The following is a 21873-nucleotide window of genomic DNA, read 5'->3' on the forward strand; positions in this document are numbered from 1 at the left end:
AGGCACTTCCCACCACTGGGTGAAGTCAGCGTATGGCGGAGCGTAGCCAGGAGTAGCACCTGAGTATGGGAAAAGCGGGACACGCGCGTTCCGCAGCGGTGCCGGGGGGAGAACGTCCATGAGTGTCATCCGACCGACGACCGTAGAGGTCGAGACGTCGCTAAGGCTCGTCGCACCTGACGCCACCGCCTTGCCGGTGCGTGCCAGTCTGCGTTACGACCCTGCTGACCCGTATGCGGTCCATGTCCTGTTCCACGCCGAATCCGCCGGTGGCGAGGCCGTCAGTTGGTCCTTCGCCCGCGAACTGCTGGTGACCGGTCTCGACGAACCGGCGGGCATCGGCGACGTCCGGGTCTGGCCGTGGGCCACCCCGCGCGGCGACTTCGTCGCGCTGGCGCTGTCGTCACCCGACGGCAACGCGCTCTTCGAGGTGCCGCGCAGCGTGCTGGTGCGCTTCCTGCGGCGGACCTACGTCGTCGTCCCGCGCGGCCGCGAGGCCGAGCACCTCGACGTCGACACAGCGGTGAACCGGCTGCTCGCCGGCCGCTGACCCATCCGATCGGAGCCGCGCGGATCTGCCGAGTCCGCGCGGCTCCGGCTCACCCGCGACCGGGTACGCCTCAGCCGTGCGTGGTGAGGCCGCCGTCGACGGGAATCACCGCGCCGGTCAGGTACGCCCCGGCGCGCGACGACAGGTAGATCGCCGTGCCCGCCATGTCCTCCGGGCGGCCGATCCGACCCAGCGGCACCTGCTGTTCGATCGCCGAACGGGACGCCGGGTCCTGCAGGGCGAAAGCCATCATCTTGCTCTCGAACGGGCCCGGGGCGATCGCGTTGACCGTGATCTGCTCACCGGCCAACTGGTGGGCCACGCTGCGGGTCAGCATGTGCACGGCGGCCTTGGTGGCCGAGTAGGCGTACACCTCCATGAACGGCACCCGGATGCCGTCGACCGAGCCGATGTTGATCACGCGGGCCGGGTCGTCGGCGGTGGCCGCGGCGCGCAGCGCCGGCAGCAGCGCGGTGGTGAGCCGGAAGACCGCCTTGACGTTCACCGCCCAGAGCTTGTCGAACGCGCTCTCCGGGTACGCCTCCAACGGCGCGCCCCAGGTCGCGCCCGCGTTGTTGACCAGCACGTCGAGCCGGTCGCCGGTGCGCTCCCGCACGGCCGCGGCCAGCCCCTCGGCGCCCGCGTCGTGGCTCAGGTCGGCCGGCACGCCCTCGCACCGCCCCTCGGTGGAGAGTTCCTTGGCCACCGCCGCGCAGACGTCGGCCTTGCGGGACGAGACGATCACCCGGGCGCCGGCCTGCACGAAGCCCCGGGCGATCATCAGCCCGATCCCCCGCGTGCCGCCGGTGACCAGAACCGTCTTGTCGGCGACCGAGAACAGCTCCGTCATGCCCATCCCTCGCGAGTCGGTGGACCTACCGCTCGGTAACGTAACCGGGCTCCGGACCGGGGACAACCCCGCGTACGCGACACCGCGGTCCCGTCGCCGGGATGCGACCACCCCCACCTCCGGTTACCGTCGCAGGTGATGGTCCCTTCCGGTCAGCTCTCCCCGGCAACGCGCCCCGACCTGCCCACCGCCGAGATCGACCTGCTCGACCTCGGTGACCTCGCCGCCGAGCCCGGGTGGCGCCGCCCGACCCTGCTCGACGCGGATCTGCTGATCCTGGTCACCGGCGGCCATGGCACGGCCGAGCTGGACTTCCGCCCGTTGCCGTGCCGGCCGGGCACGCTGCTGCGGGCCAGCCCCGGCCAGGTGCTGCGCTGCACCCCGCAGCTCGACGCGACGGTGGTGCGCTGGCGCGGCGAGACGCTGCGCGGCCTGGACGTCGAGCCGGACGCCGTGCCGACCCACCACCAGCTCGCCGGCGAGGACGAGGACGCGGTGATCAACGAGGTCAGCCAGTTGGCGGTGGACAGTCGCCGGCACCGCGCCAACCCGGCCGCCCAGGCGCTGCTCCGCCACGAGCTGGCGGTACTGCTGCTGCGCCTGGCACTGCTCCCCACCGACCGGCCCGGCGGTGCTGACGGCGGGCCGCACCGGTCGGAGCTGGCCACCTTCCACCGGCTGTGCCGGGAGATCGAGCGCGGCTACCAGCACACCCGCCGGGTCGAGGACTACGCCGCCCAGTTGGGCTGCTCGGTGCGTACCCTGACCCGGGCCTGCCTGGCGGTGACCGGGCGCAGCGCCAAGCAGGTGGTGGACGAGCGGGTCGCGCTCCAGGCCAGCCGGCTGCTGGCCGCCACCGACGAGCCGGTGGCCCGGATCGGTCGCCGGCTGGGCTTCCCCGAGCCGACCAACTTCGGCCGCTTCTTCACCCGGGAGGTCGGGGTGAGCCCGGGGGCGTTCCGGGCCGCGCGAGAGCAGCCGCTGCGCCGGATCGTCCGGCAGCGTCGGCCCGCCGACCAGGCGGAGTGAGCCGGCCGGGCATGATGGCGGGGTGCAGATCTCCGCGCGCGGCGACTACGCGGTACGGGCGGCGCTGAGCCTCGCCACCGCGTACCCCTCGCTGCTGTCCACCCAGGCGATCGCCACCGAGCAGGACATGCCGCGCAAGTTCCTGGAGGCCGTCCTGGCCGACCTGCGCCGGGCCGGCATCGTGCGGGCCCAGCGCGGTGCGGAGGGCGGCTACACGCTGGCCCGGCCGCCCCGCGAGGTCACCGTCGGGGCGATCCTGCGCGCCGTGGAGGGTCCGCTGGCCGGGGTGCGCGGCCTGCGCCCCGAGGAGACCCGCTACGAGGGTTCGGCGGAGAACCTCCCCCGGCTCTGGGTGGCCGTCCGGGCCGCCGTCCGGCAGGTGCTCGACGAGGTCAGCCTCGCCGAGGTGGTCAGTGGCCGACTGCCCGCGCACATCCGCAAGCTGACCGCTCTGCCCGACGCCTGGGAGCCCCGCTGATGCCCACCCCCACCCTGCGCACCGACCGGCTGCTGCTGGAGCCCTACCGCCCGGCCGACGCCGACGACTTCGTCGCCCTGCTCAGCGACGCGGAGGTGGCCCGGTACATGGGCGACGGCCCGATGACCCCCGCCGACGCCGCCGCCCTGTTCGGCCGGGTGTTCACCACGGTCTACGCCGAGGACCTGTTCGACGTGTGGGCGGTGCGCCGCGACGGCCGGTACGTCGGGCACGCCGAGATCAAGCGCACCGACCAGGTCGACGGCCACGAGCTGGTGTACGCCCTGGCGAAGCCGGCCTGGGGCGCCGGCCTCGGCACCGAACTGGCCCGGGCCCTGGTCCGCTACGGCTTCGACACCCTCGACCTGAGCCGGGTGTACGCCACCGTCGCCGAGGCCAACACCGCCTCGCTGGCGCTGCTGGCCAAGCTCGGCTTCGTCCACCAGCGGGACATCACCGAGGACGACGGCAGCATCACCCGGGTCCTCGCCGTCGACCGCGCGCCGGTGCCCGCCTGAGCCGACACCGGCGCGCGCCCCCGGAGTCACACCGTCTCGATCACCTCCTCGGCGGCCAGCCGGGGCAGCCGGTCCTGCCAGGCGTCCGGGCCCGGACGGCCGATGTTGACCAGCAGCAGCACCTCGTGCCGGCCGTCGGGAAAGAACTCACGTCGCACGCCGGCGGCGTCGAAGCCGGCCATCGGCCCGGCGGCCAGCCCGGCGGCGCGCACCCCGAGCAGGAAGTAGCCGGCCTGGAGGGTGGCGTTGAACCGGGCCTGCGCGACCCGCTCCGCCCGGTCGGCCAGCCAGTCCTTCGCCTCCGGCCGGTGCGGGAACAGCTCCGGCAGCCGCCGGTGGAAGTCCACGTCCGCGGCGAGCACCGCGACCAGCGGGGCGGCGGCCGTCTTGGCCCGGTTGCCGGCGGACACGTACGGCAGCAGCCGGGCGCGCGCCGGGGCGGAGCGCACCAGCAGCACCCGCAGCGGCTGGCCGTTGAGCGCGGTCGGGCCGTACCGGACCAGGTCGTGGATGGCGGCGACCTGGTCGTCGGTGACCGGCTCGGCGGTGAAGGTGTTCGCGGTGCGGGCCGCCCGGAAGAGCAGGTCCTGGGCGTTCCGGTCCAGCGCCAGCAGGTCCGGCGCCGCTGCCACCGACGCCCCCGTCACGCGGCCACCGCCGTGGCGGTGCTGGTGTAGCCGCCGCGGTGGTAGACCAGCGGCTCGGCGTCGACGCCGGCGGCCAGCGCCAGCGGCTCGGCGATGACGACGGTGTGGTCGCCGGCCGGCACCCGGTGCACGACCCGGCAGAGCAGCCGGCCCAGCACCCCGTCGAGCAGCGGCAGCCCGAACGGCCCCGGGGTCCACTCCCGGTACGCGGCGAACCGGTCGATCCCGCTGGTGGCGAAGATGCGGGCGGCCTCCCGCTGGTCGGCGGCGAGCAGGTGCACCGCGACGTGTTCGGCGCGGGCCAGCACCGGCCAGCTCGACGAGGCGACGCCGAGGCAGAACGAGACCAGCGGCGGGTCCAGCGAGACGGAGGTGAACGAGGTGGCGGTGAAGCCGGCCCGCAGCGGCGCCCCGATCCCGCCCAGGCAGGCCGGGTCGGTGCCCCGGGCGACGGCGGTGACCACGGTGACGGTGGACGCCTGCCGGCGCAGCAGCCCCCGGAACAGGTCCCGATCCACCGGCAGCAGGTCGGCGCTCACGCCCGCCACCTCAGCTCGCGACTGCGGGGCTCGCAACCCCGGCTCACTCCTCGCGCTCACGCCGCCACCTCAGCTCGCGACTGCGGGGCTCGCAACCCCGGCTCACTCCTCGCGCTCACGCTGTCACCAGCTCGCGGGTGGCGTACGAGCTGGCCGGGCGGGGCAGCCCGTAGTGCTCGCGCAGCGTCCGACCGGTGTACTCGTGCCGGAACAGCCCCCGGGCGCGCAGCAGCGGCACGACGTGGTCGACGAAGTCGGCCAGCCCGCTGGGCAGCAGCGGCGGCATCACGTTGAAGCCGTCGGCGGCGCCCTCGGTGAACCACAGCTCGATCTGGTCGGCGATCTGCTCGGGGGTGCCGGCCACCACCCGGTGCCCACGCCCGCCGCCGAGCCGGCCGATCAGCTGCCGCAGGGTGAGCTGCTCCCGTCGGGCCAGCTCGACGACGAGCCGGTAGCGGCTCTGGTGGGCCTGGACGCTGGTCACGGCGGGCAGGTCGGGCAGCGGGCCGTCCAGCGGGTACCCGCTCAGATCGATCCCGGTCATGCCGGAGAGCTGGGCGAGGGCGTGCTCGGGGACGATCAGCGCCTCCAGCTCGGCGGCGAGGGCCTGCGCCTCCGCCTCCGTACCGCCGATCACCGGGGCGATGCCGGGCAGCACCTTGACCAGGTCCGGGTCCCGGCCGGCGGCGGTGGTGGCCCGCTTGAGGGCGGCGTAGAAGGCCTGGCCGTCGGCGAGGGTCTGCTGGGCGGTGAAGACCGCCTCGGCGTACCGGGCGGCGAAGGCGATGCCGTCGGGCGACGAGCCGGCCTGCACCAGCAGCGGCCGGCCCTGCGGCGGTCGGGGCGTGTTCAGCGGGCCGCGGACCTTGAACGCCTCGCCGGCGTGGCCGACCTCGTGCACCCGGTCGGTGTCGGCGAAGACCCCGGCCGCGGTGTCCAGGACGAGGGCGTCGTCCTCCCAGCTGTCCCAGAGCTTGATCGCCACGTCGACGAACTCGGCGGCCCGCCGGTACCGGTCGGCGTGCGCGGGGTGCTCGTCGAGGTTGAAGTTCCACGCCTCGCGGGACTGCGCGGAGGTGACGATGTTCCAGCCGGCCCGGCCGCCGCTGAGGTGGTCCAGCGAGGCGAACTTGCGGGCGGTGTTGAACGGTTCGTTGTAGGTGGTGGAGACGGTGGCGATCAGCCCGATGTGGTCGGTCGCGGTGGCCAGCGCGGCGAGCAGGGTGAGCGGTTCGAAGACGGCCTGGATGTTGTGCCGTACGGCCGGCCCGACGGCCAGCCCGTCGGCGAGGAAGACCGAGTCGAGGGTGCCGCGTTCGGCGATCCGGGCCAGCTCCTGGAAGTGCCGGACGTCGCCGACCCGGCTCGGGTCGGTGCGCGGGTGCCGCCAGGCCGCCTCGTGGTGGCCGACGCCCATCAGGAATGCGTTCAGGTGCAGGGTGCGGGACATGGTGTTTCCTCTCAGGCGGTGACGTCGACGCGCCAGGTGGAGAAGCGGCGTTCGACGGCGACGAGGAGCTGGTTGACGACGAGGCCGATGGCGGAGATGGTGATGATCCCGGCGTACATGTCGGGGATCGCGAAGTTGTACTGGGCGTAGTTGACGAGGTAGCCGAGGCCGGCCTTCGCGCCGACCATCTCGGCGGCGACCAGCACGAGGATCGAGTAGGCCCCGGCCAGCCGGACGCCGGTGAAGACCGTCGGCACCGCCGCCGGCAGGATCACCTTCTGGAACAGCCGCAGGTGGTTGAGCCCCATCGAGCGGGCGGAGCGCACCAGCAGCGGGTCGACGCCCTTCACCCCGGCGATGGTGTTCAGCAGGATCGGCCAGGAGCAGGCGTAGAGCACCAGGGCGATCTTGGAGGTCTCCCCCAGGCCGAGGATCAGCACGAAGACCGGCAGCAACGCCAGCGCGGCCGTGTTGCGGAACACCTCCAGCAGCGGGCTGAGCAGGTCGGCGAGGGGCCGGTACCAGCCGATCAGCAGCCCGAGCGGGATGGCGGTGAGCACGGCCAGCCCCAGCCCGGTCAGCGAGCGGGTGAGGCTGGCCCCGACGTGGTCGGCGAGCTGCCCGCTGGTCAGCAGCGCCCACCAGGCCACCAGCACCTCGGACAGCGGCGGCAGGAAGACCCGGTCGACCAGGCCGACGCGGGGCGCGGTCTCCCACAGGGCGGCGAGGCCGAGCAGCGCGGCGCTGCGGTGCAGCGCCCGCCCGCCGAGCCCGAGCAGCCGGCCGGCCAGCGCGGGCCCGGCGACGGCCGGCGCCGCCGGGGGCGTGGCGGCGGGAACCGCCAGCCGGGTGGGTCGTTCGGCGATGTCAACCAACGCGGGCCTCCTCGGTTCGGGTCGCCGCCGGCGCCGCGCGGTCCGCGTCGGCGTCGGCGACGGCGGGGGTACGACCACCGTCCCCAGCGGTGCCGGCGGAGCGGCCGGCTTCCGGGGCGGCGGCACGGGGCGGTTGCCCGACGTCGACCGGTTCCGCCGGGCCGGGCCGGGTGTCGGCGCTGCGGCCGGGGTGATCGGGGGCGGGCGTCGACCGGTCGAGCAGCGCCCGCCAGGGGGTGCGGCCCGGCCGGCCGACGGTCGGCCGGGCGGGCGGGCGTTCGGCGGACTGCGCGGCGCGCACCTCGTCGCGCAGCAGCGTCCAGATCTCGTGCCGGTGATGCCGGAAGGCGTCGGAGGAGCGGACGTCCTCGGTGGCGCCCCGGTCACCGAGGCCGATCTCGATGACCTGCTTGATCCGCCCGGGGCGGGAGGTCATCACGGCGACCCGCTGGCCGAGGTAGACCGCCTCGTCGATGCCGTGGGTGATGAACACGATCGTCTTGCCGGTGTGCTGCCAGATCCGTACCAGCTCGTCCTGCAACGAGTCGCGGGTCTGCGCGTCCAGGGCGGCGAACGGCTCGTCCATCAGCAGGATGTCCGGGTCGTACGCGAGGCTGCGGGCGATCGCCACCCGCTGCTTCATCCCGCCGGACAGCTCGTGCGGGTAGCGCTCGGCGAACCCGCCGAGCCCGACCAGGTCCAGGTGGTGGGCGACCAGCTCGGCCCGCTCGGCGCGGGGCACGCCCTTGGCCTCCAGTCCGAACGCGACGTTGCCGGCGGCGGTACGCCAGGGCAGCAGCGCGTACTGCTGGAAGACGATGCCCCGGTCGAGGCCGGGCCCGGTGACCGGGCGGCCGTCGACCAGCACCTCCCCGGAGGTGGGTCTGGACAGCCCGCCGAGCAGGTCGAGCAGGGTGGACTTGCCGCAGCCGCTGGGGCCGACGACGACCAGGAACTCGCCGGGGCGTACCCCGAGGGTGAGCTGGTCCAGGGCGGTGACCGCGCCGGCGGACGCGCGCCGCCCGGCGCGGACCGGGAAGGTCTTGGTGACCCGGTCGAAGCGGACCTTGTCGTCGCTCACGCCGCACCGCCGCCGGAGGCGAAGGAGTTGTACTTGTTGGTGTAGATGTCGCCCGGCTTCGGCTTGTCGCCCTTGAGTTCGCCGGTGCCGGCGAGCCAGTCGATCCAGGTGGTGAACTCCCGATCGCTGATGAGGCCGCCCTTTCCGGCGACGCCGCTGCTCTTCCAGTAGCGCACCAGCGCCGGGTCCTCGTTGCGGCCGCGCTTGGCGATGATCGCCTCCAGTCGGGCCACCACGGTCTCCCGGGGCTGGCTGCGGGCCCACTCGATGGCCCTGCCGACCCCGCTGACAAAGGTCTTCACCGTGTCCGGGTTGCGCTTGAGGAAGTCGTCGCGGAAGACGTAGGAGCCGCCGCTGAACGCCCCGAGCAGTTCGTAGTCGGTGAAGACGGTGCGGACCCCGCCGTTGGTGACCGCCTTGTCGCGGATCACGCCGCCGAGCACCGCGACGTCGATCTGCCGCTGCCGCAACGACTGCTCGGAGTTGACGGGCGGGATGGCGACCAGCTCGACCTGGGCGATCTCAGTCGGGCTGAGCCCGTTGCGGGCCAGCCAGATCTTCAGTACCGCCTCGGCGTGCGCGCCGAGGGTGTTCATGCCGACCTTCCTGCCGATCAGGTCGCGGGCGGTGCGGATCGGGCTGTCGTCGAGGACGTAGTAGCCCTGGAAGGTCTGCGCGTCGGAGCCGTAGTAGCTGACCACGGCGGTGATCGGGGCGTTGGCGGTGGCGAGCTTGACGATGGCGCCGTTGAACGCGCCGCCGAAGTCGCTCTGCCCGGTGGCGGTGGCCTGGATGTCCTGCGGGCCGCCGGTGACGTTGCCGATCCACTTGAGCTTCACGTCACCGAGGTAGCCGAGGTCGGCGGCGAGTTCGGGGAGGGTGACCTGGCCGACGGAGCCCTGGTAACGCAGCTCCTTCGTCTGGCCGGACGCCTCGGCGTCGCTGCCGCAGGCGGTGGCGCTGGTCAGGGCGAGCAGGGCCGCGACGGCGGCGAGGGTACGACGGAATGAGGACATGGACGTCTCCTGATCTGAGCACGAGGAGGACCGCGCCCGGTGGCGCGGGGGTACGCCGGCGCGCAGCGCCGGGCCGTCGTGGGCCGGGCCGTGCGGTGTGGCGGAAGAGGGATGGTGCGGACGGCGGAGGGCGTCAGCTCAACAGAGCGCGCTCGCGTGCCGGACCAGGTCGACGTGCACGCGAGCGGTGAGGAGAAGCTCGTCCCGCTGCGACATGAGCCCATGCTGCCGGGCCGCCACGAGCCCGGTCAACGCCCTTCCAGAACATGAGATGCGCGTCGCTGACTTTGTTGCATCCCTTGCCGAGCTGCGTTTACCGCCCCGCAACACCTACCTGCTGAGTAGAGATTCCGGTGACCGTCCAGAGCGGATCCGGAGCGGATCCGCGGCAGGTTTCGCAAATCGCCGGTTCGGGCATGTTCGATGGCGTCAGAGCAGGGCAGGACAGGGAACGGCGAAGGGAGCCCACGATGGGTCTGATGTTCCGCAAGCGCAAGAAGTACGGGCCGATCATCCTGAACTTCACCGAGAACGGCTTCTCCTCGTGGAGCATCAAGATCGGTCGCTGGTCCTGGAACTCCAAGGCCAAGGCGCACCGCGTCGATCTGCCGGGGCCGCTCTCCTGGAAGCAGGACAAGACCCGGGCGTGACGTCCCGAGGTCGAGCGGGGTGCCGGTGACTCACCGGCACCCCGCTCGACGTTCGGCGGCCCCGTACCCCGCGGCCCCCGGGCCCGGGAGTGGTCTGCGGGCAGATGGTGTTCAGCATCGCCGGTGGTGGCCACGGGCGCGTCGGTGTTGGTCAAGCAGTTGACCGGGCGCTTGCGGCCGGGCCGGCGGTGATCAGCACGTCGCCGCCGAGCCGGCCGTGCTCGGGGTCGCGGCGCACCGCGCCGGAGTGCAGCAGGCTGGTGAGCGCGCCCACGGTGTCCGCGGCCCGGTAGACGGTCGCGGTGAGGGTGTGCCGGCGCAGCTCGGTGACCGTACGCGGGCCGGAGCGGGCCAGCTCGGCCAGCAGCTCGCGGCGCAGCGGCCCCGGCTCAGGGTGCAGGGCGATGTCGAGCAGCCCGCCGGCCGGGTCCTCGGGGTCGCGGTAGCGCACCCCGGCGAACTCGTCGACCTCCCACAGCGCGTCCTTGAACGCCTCCAGGCTCTTCTCCAGTCCGGTGCCGAAGGCGACCCGCCGGGCCGGTGAGCCGTCGGCCGGCACCAGCTCGACCTCGGTGACCAGCGGGAAGCCGGCGTCGGTCAGGGCCGGCCGCAGCGCTGCCGACGCGGGAGCGGTGAGCAGCAGCTCGGCCGGGCGACCGGTCGCCGCGGCGGCCAGCAGCGCCGGCTCGGCGGCTGCGGCGTCCACCATGGTCAGCAGCGGCGCGCCGGCCGCGCCGGCCGCCTTGAGCACCACCGGCAGCCGGGACGCGTCGCCCGGGACCAGGTGCACGGCCACGTCGGCCGGCAGCGTCGCCTCGACCGGCCCGAGCCAGGCCGGCAGGTCGGGCCCACCGCCGGCGAGCACCAGGACGGTCAGCCGCCGCCCGCGCAGCCGGTCGGCGAACTCGGCCACCACCCGCAGCGCCGCCTCGGCGGCGTCGGGATCGGGGTACGACAGGGCGAGGGTGGCCCGCCGGGAACGGTGCAGCGCCCCCGGCAGCCAGTGGTCGAGCTGCCGGACGAGCAGTTCACGCAGGACGGTGTCGGTGGCCATCCTGCCGTTGTACCGTACGGCGGCCTCAGGCCGGCACGGAGATGCCCACCCCGCCCCGGGTCTGCCCGCCGTAGCGCCGCCGCTCCCGGTCCAGGTCCAGCCGGCCGATCCGCTTGCGCGCCGCCAGCGCCTCGTCGTCGAGCAGGTCGGCCGGGACGATCCAGACGATCTCGAACTCCAGGCCGTCCGGGTCCTGCCCGTAGAGGCTCTTGGTGGTGCCGTGGTCGGAGGTGCCGACCAGCGCGCCCGCGGCGGCCAGCCGCTCGGCGGTGGCGGCCAGTTCGTCGAGGGTGTCCAGCTCCCAGGCCAGGTGGTAGAGGCCGACGGTGGCGCGCCCGGCCTGCGAGCGGCCGGCCGCCGCGCCGATCTCGAACAGGCCGAGGTCGTGGTCGTTGGTGGAGTCGGGCGCCTGGAGGAACGCGGCGCCACGGAACCCGTCCGGGGTCATCGCCACCGGCCGGAAGCCCAGCACGTCGCGGTAGAAGGCGACGCTGCGGTCGAGGTTGCTGACGTAGAGGACGGCGTGGTTGAGGCGGTGGATTCCCATGCACCCCACGCTAGCGCGGTTTGGTTGAGCGTTCAACCATTGCCGCTATGATGGACGCCATGACCCGGTGGCTGGACCCCGACGAGCAGCGCACCTGGCGGGCCTTCCTGACCGCCTCCCGAGCGCTGATGGACACCCTCGACCGCGACCTGCAACGCGACGCGGGGATGCCGCACGCCTACTACGAGATCCTGGTCCGGCTCTCCGAGGCGCCCGGGCGGCAACTGCGGATGAGCGAGCTGGCCGACCTGACGGGCTCCTCGCGCAGCCGGCTCTCGCACGCCGCCACCCGGTTGGAGGCGGCCGGGTGGCTCCGGCGTGAGGACTGCCCGACCGACCGGCGCGGCCAGGTCGCCGTCCTCACCGACGACGGCTTCGCGGTGCTCGCCGCCGCCGCGCCCGGCCACGTCGAGGGGGTACGCCGGCACCTCTTCGACGCGCTCAGCCCGGCCCAGGTCGACCAGTTGCGCCGGATCAGCGAGACGCTGGTCGCCCACCTGACCGGTTGACGACTCCGATCACCGTCGGGGGTTGTACAACCCGTGGCCGGACGAGCACGATGGGGCGTGCCCTCCGGCTTCGGTGAACTGACCCTCCAGGCGCACCACCTGGTGTCCGCCGGCGACCTGGCCGGCGCGCAGCGACTGCTCGCCGACGCGCTGACCGACGCCGACCCCCGGCCCGAACACGCCACCCCCGAACTGGCCGACGCCGCCGGGCTGCAGGCGCGGGTGCTGGTCGCACTCGGCGAGCCGCACTCCGCGCGCGGCTGGGCGGCCTTCGCGTACGCGGCCGCCACCCGGCTCTACGGACGCTCGGACGAGCGGACGATCTCGGCGGGAGCGACGCTGGCCGCGGTGCTGCACCGGGTCGGTAGCGACGCCCGCGCCGCGCGGCTCTACTCCGAGGTGATCCTGGAACTGACCGCCCGCGACGGGCCGGAGTCGCTGCGGGTGCTCGCCGCGCACGCCGATCTGGCCACCGTGGAGTACGCCCGGGGCCAGTGCGCGCAGGCCCGGGAACGCCTCCAGGACGCCTGGGAGCTGCACCGCGAGGTCTACGGCGACGGCAACCCCAGCGGCATCAAGATGCTGGCCCGGCTCGGCGCGATGCAGCGCGACTGCGGCCGGTTCACCGAGGCGCACGACAACCTGGCCCTCGCCCGGGAACTGGCCCGGCAGCACCTGCCCGCCGACGACCCGCTGGCCCGGCAGGTAGCGTCCCTGGCCCGGGCGGCCGCCGACCCGGACCACGTCTGCGCCGACGAGCCGCCCCCGGAGCGGGACACCCCGGTGGTGCCGGCCGCCCGCACCGCCCCGGCCGACGAGGGGCCGCCCGAGCCGCCCACCTGGCCGGTGGGGCCGGCGGCGACCGACCAGGCGTACCCGCCGACGGTGCCCGGCCAGCGGTTGCCCACCGAGGACGCCGACGCCCCGGAGGCCGACGACCCGTACGCCGACTGGTGGCCGCCGGAGCCGGTGGCCGAGCCGGAGCGGGCCGCCCACGAGCCGGTCCCCCCGTCCGTGGTCGGGCTGGCCAACGGGTACGCCGAGGAGGCCGACGGGGTGCACCGGGTGGGTCAGCACCACCCGGAGGACTCCCGGCTGCTGCCGGTGCTGGTGCCCCGGCACCACGCGCCGCCACCGCGCCGCAACCGGGCGACCCCGGCCGTGGTGGCCGGGCTGACCGTGGTGGTGCTGGGCACCGTCGCGGTGGTCGCCGGGGTGTCGCAGGTCGACGGCGGTGGCGACGACCCGCCGGCGCCCGCCGCCGCGCCGACCGGCCCGCCGAGCCCCACCGCGTCGTCCACGCCGACCAGTGCCGGGGTCGCCGCCCCGCCGGGCACCCCACCGGCCCAGGTGACCCTGCGCGACCGGCGCGACAACATCGCGCTGGACTGGGAGTACCCGGCGGGCGCGGAGGGGCCGGTGGTCATCTCCGGCGGGCGCGCCGGGCAGGACCCGCGCGCCTTCCAGGAGTTGCCCGCCGGCACGAACAGCTTCGTCGTCTACGGCCTGGACCGCACCAACGACTACTGCTTCACCGTCGCCGTGGTCTGGTCCACCGACACCGTCGCCCGGGCCGCCGAGGTCTGCACCCGCCGCCGCTGACTCCTTCACCCCACCCCGTGGCCTCCCCCGTCCAGTCGAGGCCTCCCCCGTCCCGTCGGGGCCTCTTTCAGAGAAAGCGTGGCCATCCGGCCTCGTAAAGGCACTCTTTCTCTGAAAGTGCGCCAGGGGGTGGCCCGGCGGGATCAGGGCCGGTGCGCCTGGGGAGGGTGGGTGGGCGAGGAGGTGGTGGGGGTGTGATGTGGGCGCCGGGGGGCCGGGATGCTTGGTGCGGCGGGTCGGGGCGCGGTATCTTTCTCCGTTCGGAGAAACAAAAAAGGAATGGCGACGATGGCCATTCCTGCGGCTATTTTAAATGACGAGGAGACGGCTTGTCAACGCAATCCGACGGTTCCGTCGCGCAGCGGCACGACGACGAGATCGGCCGCGAGCAGGAATACGTCTCGCTGCTCTACAGCCGGCTGGACGACATGCGTGAGCAGGCCGCCCAGCGGCTCACCGAGGAACTGCGGAACACCGGGGGCACGTTGCAGGCCCGGTCCCAGCGCGACAGCGCGGTCCAGATGTACGCCGACCAGGTCGAGCAGTTCTCCGCCGTGGAGAACGGGCTCTGCTTCGGCCGGCTCGACGACACCGACGGCGCCCGGCACTACATCGGCCGGATCGGGATCTTCGACACCACCGGCGACTACGACCCGCTGCTGATGGACTGGCGGGCCCCGGCCGCCCGACCGTTCTACCTCGCCACCGCCGCCAACCCGCAGGGCGTCAAGCGCCGCCGGCACCTGCGTACCCGGCAGCGGAAGGTGACCGGGCTCAACGACGAGGTGCTCGACCTCGCCACCGCCTCCCCCACCGCCCACGAGGAGCTGACCGGCGAGGCGTCCCTGCTCGCCGCGCTCAACGCCGGCCGGACCGGGCGGATGCGCGACATCGTGGAGACCATCCAGGCCGAGCAGGACCGGGTGATCCGGGCCGACCTGCCGGGCGTGCTGGTGGTGCAGGGCGGCCCCGGCACCGGCAAGACCGCCGTCGCGCTGCACCGCGCGGCGTACCTGCTCTACACCCACCGGCGGGAACTCTCCAGCCGGGGCGTGCTGCTGGTCGGCCCGAACGCGACCTTCCTGCGCTACATCTCGCAGGTGCTTCCGACGCTGGCCGAGACCGGCGTGCTGCTGCGTACCCCCGGCGACCTCTTCCCCGGCGTCAGCGCGCGGCGGGCCGAGCCGGCCGAGCCGGCGGCGCTCAAGGGGCGGACGGTGATGACCGAGGTGCTGGCCGCCGCGGTCCGCGACCGGCAGTGGGTGCCCGACGAGCCGCTGGAGATCGAGATCGAGCGGGACACGGTGCGGCTCGACCCGGAGACGGTCCGCCAGGCCCGCGACCGGGCCCGCCGCTCCGGCCGCCCGCACAACCTGGCCCGTGCCGTGTTCGACGTCGAGGTCGTCCACGCGCTCGCCGCGCAGATCGCCGAGCGGATCGGCGCCGACCCGCTGGGCGGGGAGAACCTGCTGGAGGAGGCCGACCGCGCCGAGATCCGCCGGGAGCTGCGCGAGGAGCCCGGCATCCGGGCCGCGCTCGACGAGCTGTGGCCGGTGCTCACCCCGCAGCGCCTGCTCGCCGACCTGTACGCCTCGACCGACCGGATCGCCACGGCCACGCCGATGCTCACCGACGCCGAGCGCGCGCTGCTGCACCGGGAGCCGGGCGGCTGGACGCCGGCCGACGTGCCGCTGCTGGACGAGGCCGCCGAGCTGCTCGGGGAGGACGAGCGGGCGGCTGCCGCCCGCCGCGAGCGAATCCGCTCGTTCCAGCGTGAGTACGCCGAGGGCGTGCTGGAGATCGCCCGGGGCTCCCGCTCGATCGACGTCGAGGACGAAGCCGACGGTGGTGAGATCCTCGGCGTCACCGACCTGATCGACGCCGACCGGCTGCTGGAGCGGCAGGAGGAGGCCGACCGGCTGACCACCGCGCAGCGGGCCGCCGCCGACCGGAGCTGGGCGTTCGGGCACGTGATCGTCGACGAGGCGCAGGAGCTGTCGCCGATGGCCTGGCGGCTGCTGATGCGCCGCTGCCCGAGCCGGTCGATGACCATCGTCGGTGACGTGGCGCAGACCGGCGCGCTGGCCGGCACCCCGTCCTGGGCCGACGCGCTGGAGCCCTACGTGGCGCAGCGCTGGCGGCAGGAGGAGCTGACCGTCAGCTACCGCACCCCCGCCGAGATCATGGCGGTGGCCGCCGAGGTGCTCGCCGAGATCGACCCCGCACTGCGCCCACCCCGCTCGGTACGCGCCGGCGGCGTACCCCCGTGGGACCGCGCGGTGGACGCGGCCGGACTCGCCGAGGAGCTGGTGGCGGCGACCACCCGGGAGGCCGCCGGGCTGGACGACGGGCGGCTCGGGGTGATCGTGCCGGCGGGCCGGGCCGACGAGCTGGCCGCCGCGGTGGTGGCCGCGCTGCCGGAGGCGGCGGTCGGCGAGCAGCCGGAGCTGGAGAGCCGGGTGGTGGTGCTGACCGTGGGGCAGGCCAAGGGCCTGGAGTTCGACTCCGTCCTGGTGGTCGACCCGGACGCCATCGTCGCCGAGTCCCCGCGCGGGCGCAGCGACCTCTACGTGGCGCTGACCCGGGCCACCCAGCGGCTCGGCGTGCTCCGGCCCACGTCCTGACCCCTGCTCCCGGCGCCGCCGGCGTGCAGCGATGTGGACGGCAGTGGCCTCACCCGTGCGGGTGAGGCCACTGCCGCTCTGTGCTTCGCGATCGTCGCGGGACCGGGTCAGCCGGGGTTCGCGCGATCGTTGGTGAAGTTGCCCACCTGGGAACCGGTCGAGGACTTGTCGCTCGTCGAGCCACCGGCGGGCGTGCTCAGGCCGCCCGTGGTGGCGTCGCCGGTGGTGGTCGGGGCGACCTTGCCGCGGTGCCGCTCCGGCTGGCGGGCCAACCGGCGCACGCTGGCCGGGCCGGCGGTGCCGCCGGTGGTGGTGATCGCCCCCTGCCCCCGGGTCGGGCCGCCGTCGCGCAGCACGTTCGGGTCGACCGGGGCGTCGGCGGGATCGTCCGGGTCCACCTCCTGGATGACCCGCAGCACGTCCGTCTGCGGCACGGTCACCTCGTCCAGGGCGCCCTCGCCGTAGGCGCCGGCGGTGAGGCGGTTCTCGGCCACGCGGGTGGACTCCCGCATCATGTCGTTGTCACGCACGTCCATCACCTCGCAGATCTGGCGGTAATCCACTGCCTGCCCGGTCAGGCCGCGACCAAACCGGTCCGCGCCGGTTCACCGGCCGGCCGCCCGCCGCTCGCCTGCCGGCCGTTCCCGCTGCCCATGCTGACCGGCGGGTTGGCGGGAACCGCCCGCCCCCGTAGGAGACAGCGTGCGCAGAATGCGCCGTACCGCCATCGCCGCCCTGGTGGTGGCGACCGTGACGTCCGGTCTGGCCGCGCCCGCCCAGGCGCGACCGGTCCCGGAGCGGACCTTCGACCTCCAGGCCCACCGCGGGGGCCTCGGGCTGCGGGTGGAGAACACCCTCGCCTCGTTCGGCAACGCCCTCCAGCTCGGCGTCAACACGCTGGAACTGGACGTGCAGATCACCGAGGACGGCCAGGCGGTGGTGACCCACGACCGCAAGGTCAGCGGGGCCAAGTGCGTGGACAGCGCCCCGGTGCGCCCCGGTGACCCGGAGTTCCCGTACGTCGGCAGACACGTCAACACGCTCACCCTGGCCCAGGTGCGCACCCTCGACTGCGGCTCCCGGACCCTGCCGGACAAGCCCGGCCAGCTGGCCGTGCCCGGCGCCCGGATGCCCCTGTTGCGGGAGGACTTCGACCTGGTCAAGCGCTACCGGGCCGATGACGTGACGCTCAACGTGGAGACCAAGGTGGAGGCCGGCGCGCCCACCGAGACCGCGCCCCGCGAGCAGTTCGTCCAGGTGACCGCCCGGGAGATCCGTGCCGCCGGGCTGCTCAAGCAGGTCACCGTCCAGAGCTTCGACTGGGGCGCGCTGATGCGGATGCGCCAGGCCGAGCCGCGGCTGCCCCTGGTCGCCCTGACCAACTACGACTTCCTCCAGGTCGGCCGCCCGGCGCGTCGCCCTGGCTCGGTGGCCTGGACATCGACGACTTCGCCGGCGACCCGATCCGGGCCGTGCGCAGCTTCGGCGCGAGCGCGTTCTCCCCGGTGCACGGCTTCCCGCAGAACGGCACCGTCACCGACCCCGGATACCGGCCGTACGTCACCAGGGACATGGTGGAGCACGCGCACCGCAACGGGATCAAGGTGATCCCGTGGACCGTCGACGACGTGCCGACCATGGCGAAGCTGCTCGACGACGGGGTCGACGGGCTCATCACCGACTACCCGGACCGGCTCCGCGACCTGCTGGCCACGCGCGGCCGGCAACTGCCTGCGGCGTACGCCTCGCCGTTCGACATCCAGGCGCACCGCGGCGGCCGGGCCACCCGCCCGGAGAACACCCTGCCCGCCTTCGCGCACGCGCTGGAGCACCCGGCGATCTCCACTTTGGAACTGGACACCGGCGTCACCGCCGACGGGCACCTGGTGGTGCTGCACGACCGGACCGTCAACGGCTCGCACTGCGTCGACACCGCGCCGGTCCGCCCGGGTGACCCGCAGTTCCCCTACGTCGGCAAGCCGGTGCACGAGCTGACCCTGGCCCAGCTGAAGACCGTCGACTGCGGCTCGCGGACGTTGCCGGAGTTCCCGGCCCAGGTAGCCGCGCCCGGCGCCCGGATTCCCACCCTCGACGAGGTGTTCGCCCTGGTGCGCGCCAGCGGCCGCGACGACGTGCGGCTGAACGTGGAGACGAAGATCAGCCCGCTGGTCGACGACACCGAGTCGTACCCGAGCTTCACCCGCAGGCTGGTCGGCGCGATCCAGCGGGCCGGCTTCACCCGCCGGACCACGATCCAGTCGTTCGACTGGCGCACCATCCGCTACGCCCACCGGCTGGACCCGCGGATCGGGACGGTCGCCCTGATCTGGCAGTACGGCCCGGCCGAGTGCGCCGCCCTCGCCGACGAGTGCTCGCTGCGCGCCGTCTACGGCGACCCGTCGGTCACGAGCCCGTGGACCGGCGGCCTCGACTGGTGGCAGCACCAGGACCTGGGCAAGCTGGTCCGCGCCTCCGGCGCGACCACGGTCTCCGCCAACTGGCAGGTGCACGATCCGGGCCAGGGCACTGTCGCCTCGGCCGACTGGTACCTGCGGGAGGACCCGGCCTACTTCCACGGCCCCCGGGTGCCGGAGCTGCAGCGGCGGTACGGGCTCACGGTCGTGCCGTACACCGTCAACGACCCGGCGGTCATGCAGCGGGTGATCGACCTGGGAGTGGACGGCCTGATCACCGACGACCCGGAGTTGCTCGTCCGGGTGGCCGTGCGCAACGGCCTGCGCTGACGTACCACGCCGGTGGCGCTCTCCCGCAGGGCGCCACCGGCGGCGCAATCCGCTGGTGAGCCGGTGTTACCTCTCGGAGGCGTCGGGTAGACGGAGGTTGCCCGCGCCATGAACGCGAACCGTGCCGTGGCCGAAACGCGGTACCGGGGCGAGGGAGTGCAGGTACTCATCAAATCCTGAGGAGGACCAGATGAGCACGCAGGCTGCATCCACCAGGCCCATCAACCGGCCGATGCAGGACGCGCCCAACCGGGCGGCGATGAACGAGGCTCCGACCCGTCCGATGCCGATGATGCAGGACGGGCACCGCGAGCAGATTATGCAGGCACCGGGGACGGAGACCAAGCCGTCGTTCGCGACCACAGAATTCTGGGTCTACATCGCCGGCGTGATCGGCGTGCTGGCCGCGTCGTACCTGGTCGGTAAGAACGCCGCCGGGGTGGACATCTTCCGCGCCCCGCAGGCCTGGTTCTTCATCACCCTGCTGACCATCGCTTACCTGGGCAGCCGGGGCCTGGCCAAGGCCGGCAGCAACTTCCGCAGCGGTGAAGAGCGCAAGGCCCGTCACTGACCCACGAGATCAACGCCGTGAGAACGATGGCCCCCGGGATTCGTCCCGGGGGCCATCGTCGCGTCAGCTCACTCGAAGTCGCCGCCGAAGTCGCCGCCGCCGAAGTCACCCTCGAAGGCGTCCTCGATCATCTCCCCGGCGACCAGCCCACCGGCGACACCGAGGGCCGCCCCGGCGACCATGCCGCCCATGCCGTGACCCCGGCGGCCGTGGCCGTACCCGTGCGGGGCGCCGAAGCCGGCGGCGCGCAGGCTGCCGTAGCGGGAGGTGGTCTCGCGCAGCCAGCCGTCGACGACCTGCGCCCAGTCGACCCGGTCCGCGTCGGCGTGCGAGACGGTGTACCGGCCGAACGCGTCGTGGCCGGCGCTGAGGAAGCCACCGCGCTTGTCGCACTCGAGGATCACCTCGACGCCGTGCGGGCTGGTCACGAAGGTCAGCTCGACCTCGGTGACCGCCTGGGCGTACTGCGGCGCGGCGAAGAACTCGATCTCCTGGTAGAACGGCAGCGTCTGCTGGGTGCCGCGGAGGTGACCGCGCTCCAGGTCGGCGTGCTTGAACCGGAAGCCCAGCCGCTGGAAGGCCGCCAGGATCCGCTCGTGCACCGGCAGCGGGTGGATGTTGACCTGGTCCAGGTCGCTCTTGTCGACGGCCCGGGCGATCGCCAGCTCGGTACGCAGACCCATCGTCATCCCGTGCAGGCGCTGGCCGTACACGTCGGTGATCGGGGCCTCCCACGGCACCGGCAGTTGGAACGGGATCGACAGCTGCTGCTTCGGCGCCAGCTGCAACGGCCCGCTGACCGCCATTCGCTGGAACTCCATGATGCCGGCGTACTCGGTGTCGCCGCCCTCGATCTCCACCCGGGTGACCAGGCCGACGGTGATCTGCTCGATGTTCGCCGGTGCGTCGCCGCCGACGAGGTTGACCTGCCCGTCGAGGGTCAGGCCCGGCCGGGTGTTCGGGTTGGCCAGGACCGTGTCGACGCTCGGCCCACCCACACCGAACGCGCTCAACATCTTCTTGAAGACCATCGGAACTCCCGCTTCCCGCCACACGCGCTCCACCCCGAAGCGCACGGTTACCGACGGCACCCTAACTCGGACGACTGTGAGCTGCCTGGGAAAGCGCCGCCGCGGAGGATCACCCCCAGCGCGATGGACGCCGACTGCGAAGAACACCGTCATGGACAGCGCCGTGGCGCCGCCGGTGGGCGATTCAGCCGCCGGTCACCGCGGCGGTCACCTCGACCTCCAACACCGCGCCGTCCAGGAAGAGCCGGCTCACCTCCACGGTGGTGCTGGCCGGCTTGGCGTCCGGAAAGTACCGGCGGCGGACGGCGGCGTAGCCGGCCAGGTCACCGAAGTCGGTCATGAACGTGCGGACATGCATGACGTCGGCGAACGTGGCGCCGTGCGCGGCCAGCAGGGCACCGATCAGCTCGAAGATCCGTTCGGCCTGCGCCCGAACATCGCCGGGTGCCACCACGGCGCCGCCGCCGTCCACAGCGACCTGGCCGGACAGCACGAGCAGCGCACCGCCCGCCAGGTCGAGGCGGGCCACGTGGGCGAACCGGTCGCCGAACGGCGCCGACACGGTCGCGGGGTTGTCCAGAGTGACGGTCACAATTTCTCCTTGTCAGGGGTGGCGACGTCCGCGGGGCGTACGTCGGTGAGGGTGGCGATGTCGGCGTCGGGCCGCAACGCGGCCGCCAGCACGCACGCGCTGGCACTCAGCACGGGTGCCGGACGGCCTCCGAGCGCGTCGAGAGCGAGCCGGGCGTCCTTGGCGGCCAGCGCGACGGCGAATGCGGCGTCGGTGGCGCTCGCTCGGGCGACCGCGCCGCCGAGCGGTCCGGCGGCGAGCGCCTCCCACGCCGTACGGCGATCCACGCCCACCGCGTCGGCGACGGCCAGCGCGTCGGCGACCGCCGCGACCGCCGTGAGCAGGGCGGTGTTGAGCACCAGCTTCATGGCGGCGCCGGCGCCGGGGCCACCGCAGCGGCGCAGCGTCCCCAGGCTCGCCAGCACTGGGGCGACCTGGTCCACGGCTACCTCCTCGCCCCCGGCCAGCACCACGAGCCGACCCGCCTGCGCCGCGCCCGCGCTGCCGGTGACCGGCGCGTCCACGAGCCGTACGCCCCGCGGCAGCCGCTCGGCCAGCTCGCGGACGGCCGGCGGGCCGATCGTGGACATCTCGACAAGGTGGGCGCCCGTCCGCAGGGCGGCCGCCGCCCCGTCGACGCCGAACAGCACCTCCCGCACGGCGGTCGCATCGGTGAGCATGGTGATCACCACATCGGCGTCCCGGACGGCCTCCGCCGGGTTGGCGGCGGCCCGGGCACCGGCGTCGACGAGCGGCCCGGTGCGTTCGGCGGTGCGGTTCCAGACGGTGAGCCGGTGCCCGGTGGCCAGCAGCCGGCGGCCGAGCGCCGTACCCATCGTGCCCGTGCCCAGCAGTGCGGTGGCGTCCATGACCGGAAACGTTAGGCGGATGGCACTCATGCGACCAGCGACTGTTTGTCATCTCCGCCATGCGGTGT

Annotated in this window: 25 protein-coding genes; 11 read left to right on the top strand and 14 right to left on the bottom strand. The window is 73.8% G+C overall.

What is annotated here, in order from left to right; translation table 11 throughout:
- The first annotated feature begins 118 nt into the window (after positions 1–118).
- Complete coding sequence (locus tag GA0074696_RS24085) at positions 119–550, top strand: SsgA family sporulation/cell division regulator (protein WP_007457244.1); 432 nt, start codon at positions 119–121, stop codon at positions 548–550.
- 70 nt (positions 551–620) lie between these two features.
- Here GA0074696_RS24085 and GA0074696_RS24090 read toward each other — a convergent pair whose 3' ends face one another.
- Positions 621–1400 (bottom strand): SDR family oxidoreductase, encoded by a 780-nt coding sequence (locus tag GA0074696_RS24090; RefSeq protein WP_088964769.1) that lies wholly within the window; start codon positions 1398–1400, stop codon positions 621–623.
- Positions 1401–1538: 138 nt separating this feature from the next.
- Between GA0074696_RS24090 and GA0074696_RS24095 the strand changes: the two genes are divergently transcribed.
- From GA0074696_RS24095 to GA0074696_RS24105, 3 genes are read left to right on the top strand one after another with little or no spacing between them, the layout of a single operon-like run.
- Positions 1539–2429, top strand: coding sequence for a helix-turn-helix transcriptional regulator (locus GA0074696_RS24095; protein WP_172894410.1), 891 nt, complete (start codon positions 1539–1541; stop codon positions 2427–2429).
- A 22-nt stretch (positions 2430–2451) separates the two neighbouring features.
- Positions 2452–2907 (top strand): RrF2 family transcriptional regulator, encoded by a 456-nt coding sequence (locus GA0074696_RS24100; protein ID WP_088963201.1) that lies wholly within the window; start codon positions 2452–2454, stop codon positions 2905–2907.
- Positions 2907–3425, top strand: coding sequence for a GNAT family N-acetyltransferase (locus GA0074696_RS24105; RefSeq protein ID WP_088963202.1), 519 nt, complete (start codon positions 2907–2909; stop codon positions 3423–3425). The genes GA0074696_RS24100 and GA0074696_RS24105 overlap by 1 nt, the downstream gene beginning before the upstream one ends.
- A gap of 26 nt (positions 3426–3451) precedes the next feature.
- Here the strand turns inward: GA0074696_RS24105 and GA0074696_RS24110 are convergent, their stop codons facing one another.
- The 7 genes from GA0074696_RS24110 to GA0074696_RS32680 all read right to left on the bottom strand — a co-directional run bounded on the left by GA0074696_RS24110 (position 3452) and on the right by GA0074696_RS32680 (position 9249).
- A complete protein-coding gene (locus tag GA0074696_RS24110) occupies positions 3452–4057 on the bottom strand; it encodes a malonic semialdehyde reductase (RefSeq protein ID WP_088964770.1) in 606 nt (201 codons plus the stop codon).
- 11 nt (positions 4058–4068) lie between these two features.
- On the bottom strand, positions 4069–4620 hold the full coding sequence (locus GA0074696_RS24115) for a flavin reductase family protein (protein ID WP_088963203.1): 552 nt from the start codon (positions 4618–4620) through the stop codon (positions 4069–4071).
- 106 nt (positions 4621–4726) lie between these two features.
- Positions 4727–6061 carry an LLM class flavin-dependent oxidoreductase gene (locus tag GA0074696_RS24120; RefSeq protein ID WP_088963204.1) on the bottom strand — a complete coding sequence of 445 codons (1335 nt, stop codon included), beginning with the start codon at positions 6059–6061 and terminating at the stop codon, positions 4727–4729.
- Between the two features lie 11 nt (positions 6062–6072).
- Complete coding sequence (locus tag GA0074696_RS24125) at positions 6073–6936, bottom strand: ABC transporter permease (protein WP_172894412.1); 864 nt, start codon at positions 6934–6936, stop codon at positions 6073–6075.
- Positions 6929–8017 (bottom strand): ABC transporter ATP-binding protein, encoded by a 1089-nt coding sequence (locus GA0074696_RS24130; protein ID WP_231925139.1) that lies wholly within the window; start codon positions 8015–8017, stop codon positions 6929–6931. Before GA0074696_RS24130 ends, GA0074696_RS24125 begins: the two co-directional genes overlap by 8 nt.
- A complete protein-coding gene (locus GA0074696_RS24135; RefSeq protein WP_088963205.1) occupies positions 8014–9033 on the bottom strand; it encodes an ABC transporter substrate-binding protein in 1020 nt (339 codons plus the stop codon). Before GA0074696_RS24135 ends, GA0074696_RS24130 begins: the two co-directional genes overlap by 4 nt.
- 138 nt (positions 9034–9171) lie before the next feature.
- On the bottom strand, positions 9172–9249 hold the full coding sequence (locus GA0074696_RS32680; RefSeq protein ID WP_349881247.1) for a putative leader peptide: 78 nt from the start codon (positions 9247–9249) through the stop codon (positions 9172–9174).
- Between the two features lie 254 nt (positions 9250–9503).
- Here GA0074696_RS32680 and GA0074696_RS24140 point away from each other — a divergent pair, with 254 nt between their 5' ends.
- Positions 9504–9683, top strand: a complete 180-nt coding sequence (locus GA0074696_RS24140; protein WP_088963206.1) for a DUF4236 domain-containing protein — start codon at positions 9504–9506, stop codon at positions 9681–9683.
- A 151-nt stretch (positions 9684–9834) separates the two neighbouring features.
- Here GA0074696_RS24140 and GA0074696_RS24145 read toward each other — a convergent pair whose 3' ends face one another.
- Both GA0074696_RS24145 and GA0074696_RS24150 read right to left on the bottom strand, forming a co-directional pair.
- On the bottom strand, positions 9835–10737 hold the full coding sequence (locus GA0074696_RS24145; RefSeq protein WP_088963207.1) for a hypothetical protein: 903 nt from the start codon (positions 10735–10737) through the stop codon (positions 9835–9837).
- 25 nt (positions 10738–10762) lie between these two features.
- Positions 10763–11284 carry a VOC family protein gene (locus GA0074696_RS24150; RefSeq protein ID WP_088963208.1) on the bottom strand — a complete coding sequence of 174 codons (522 nt, stop codon included), beginning with the start codon at positions 11282–11284 and terminating at the stop codon, positions 10763–10765.
- Positions 11285–11334: 50 nt separating this feature from the next.
- Between GA0074696_RS24150 and GA0074696_RS24155 the strand changes: the two genes are divergently transcribed.
- The 3 genes from GA0074696_RS24155 to GA0074696_RS24165 all read left to right on the top strand — a co-directional run bounded on the left by GA0074696_RS24155 (position 11335) and on the right by GA0074696_RS24165 (position 16019).
- Positions 11335–11793, top strand: coding sequence for a MarR family winged helix-turn-helix transcriptional regulator (locus tag GA0074696_RS24155; RefSeq protein ID WP_088964772.1), 459 nt, complete (start codon positions 11335–11337; stop codon positions 11791–11793).
- Between the two features lie 57 nt (positions 11794–11850).
- On the top strand, positions 11851–13395 hold the full coding sequence (locus tag GA0074696_RS24160) for a tetratricopeptide repeat protein (RefSeq protein WP_088963209.1): 1545 nt from the start codon (positions 11851–11853) through the stop codon (positions 13393–13395).
- A 329-nt stretch (positions 13396–13724) separates the two neighbouring features.
- Entirely contained in the window at positions 13725–16019 is a 2295-nt protein-coding gene (locus GA0074696_RS24165; protein WP_088963210.1) for a HelD family protein, read from the top strand.
- Positions 16020–16126: 107 nt separating this feature from the next.
- On the opposite strand, the gene GA0074696_RS24170 is transcribed toward GA0074696_RS24165, so the two are convergent.
- Positions 16127–16549: a hypothetical protein gene (locus tag GA0074696_RS24170; protein WP_088964773.1), complete on the bottom strand. Its 423-nt coding sequence runs from the start codon at positions 16547–16549 to the stop codon at positions 16127–16129.
- A 181-nt stretch (positions 16550–16730) separates the two neighbouring features.
- On the opposite strand from GA0074696_RS24170, the gene GA0074696_RS24175 reads away from it, so the two are divergent.
- The 3 genes from GA0074696_RS24175 to GA0074696_RS24180 all read left to right on the top strand — a co-directional run bounded on the left by GA0074696_RS24175 (position 16731) and on the right by GA0074696_RS24180 (position 19334).
- Positions 16731–17627, top strand: coding sequence for a glycerophosphodiester phosphodiesterase family protein (locus GA0074696_RS24175; protein ID WP_231925479.1), 897 nt, complete (start codon positions 16731–16733; stop codon positions 17625–17627).
- Positions 17591–18763 (top strand): glycerophosphodiester phosphodiesterase family protein, encoded by a 1173-nt coding sequence (locus GA0074696_RS31520; RefSeq protein ID WP_231925480.1) that lies wholly within the window; start codon positions 17591–17593, stop codon positions 18761–18763. The genes GA0074696_RS24175 and GA0074696_RS31520 overlap by 37 nt, the downstream gene beginning before the upstream one ends.
- A 190-nt stretch (positions 18764–18953) precedes the next feature.
- Entirely contained in the window at positions 18954–19334 is a 381-nt protein-coding gene (locus GA0074696_RS24180; RefSeq protein ID WP_088963211.1) for a hypothetical protein, read from the top strand.
- Between the two features lie 68 nt (positions 19335–19402).
- Here GA0074696_RS24180 and GA0074696_RS24185 read toward each other — a convergent pair whose 3' ends face one another.
- The 3 genes from GA0074696_RS24185 to GA0074696_RS24195 all read right to left on the bottom strand — a co-directional run bounded on the left by GA0074696_RS24185 (position 19403) and on the right by GA0074696_RS24195 (position 21805).
- Positions 19403–20365, bottom strand: a complete 963-nt coding sequence (locus GA0074696_RS24185) for a sporulation protein (protein WP_088963212.1) — start codon at positions 20363–20365, stop codon at positions 19403–19405.
- Between the two features lie 184 nt (positions 20366–20549).
- Positions 20550–20957, bottom strand: coding sequence for a RidA family protein (locus GA0074696_RS24190; protein WP_088963213.1), 408 nt, complete (start codon positions 20955–20957; stop codon positions 20550–20552).
- Positions 20954–21805, bottom strand: a complete 852-nt coding sequence (locus tag GA0074696_RS24195; RefSeq protein WP_088963214.1) for an NAD(P)-dependent oxidoreductase — start codon at positions 21803–21805, stop codon at positions 20954–20956. Before GA0074696_RS24195 ends, GA0074696_RS24190 begins: the two co-directional genes overlap by 4 nt.
- Between the last annotated feature and the right edge of the window lie 68 nt (positions 21806–21873).

Source organism: Micromonospora purpureochromogenes (assembly GCF_900091515.1).
GTDB lineage: Bacteria > Actinomycetota > Actinomycetes > Mycobacteriales > Micromonosporaceae > Micromonospora > Micromonospora purpureochromogenes.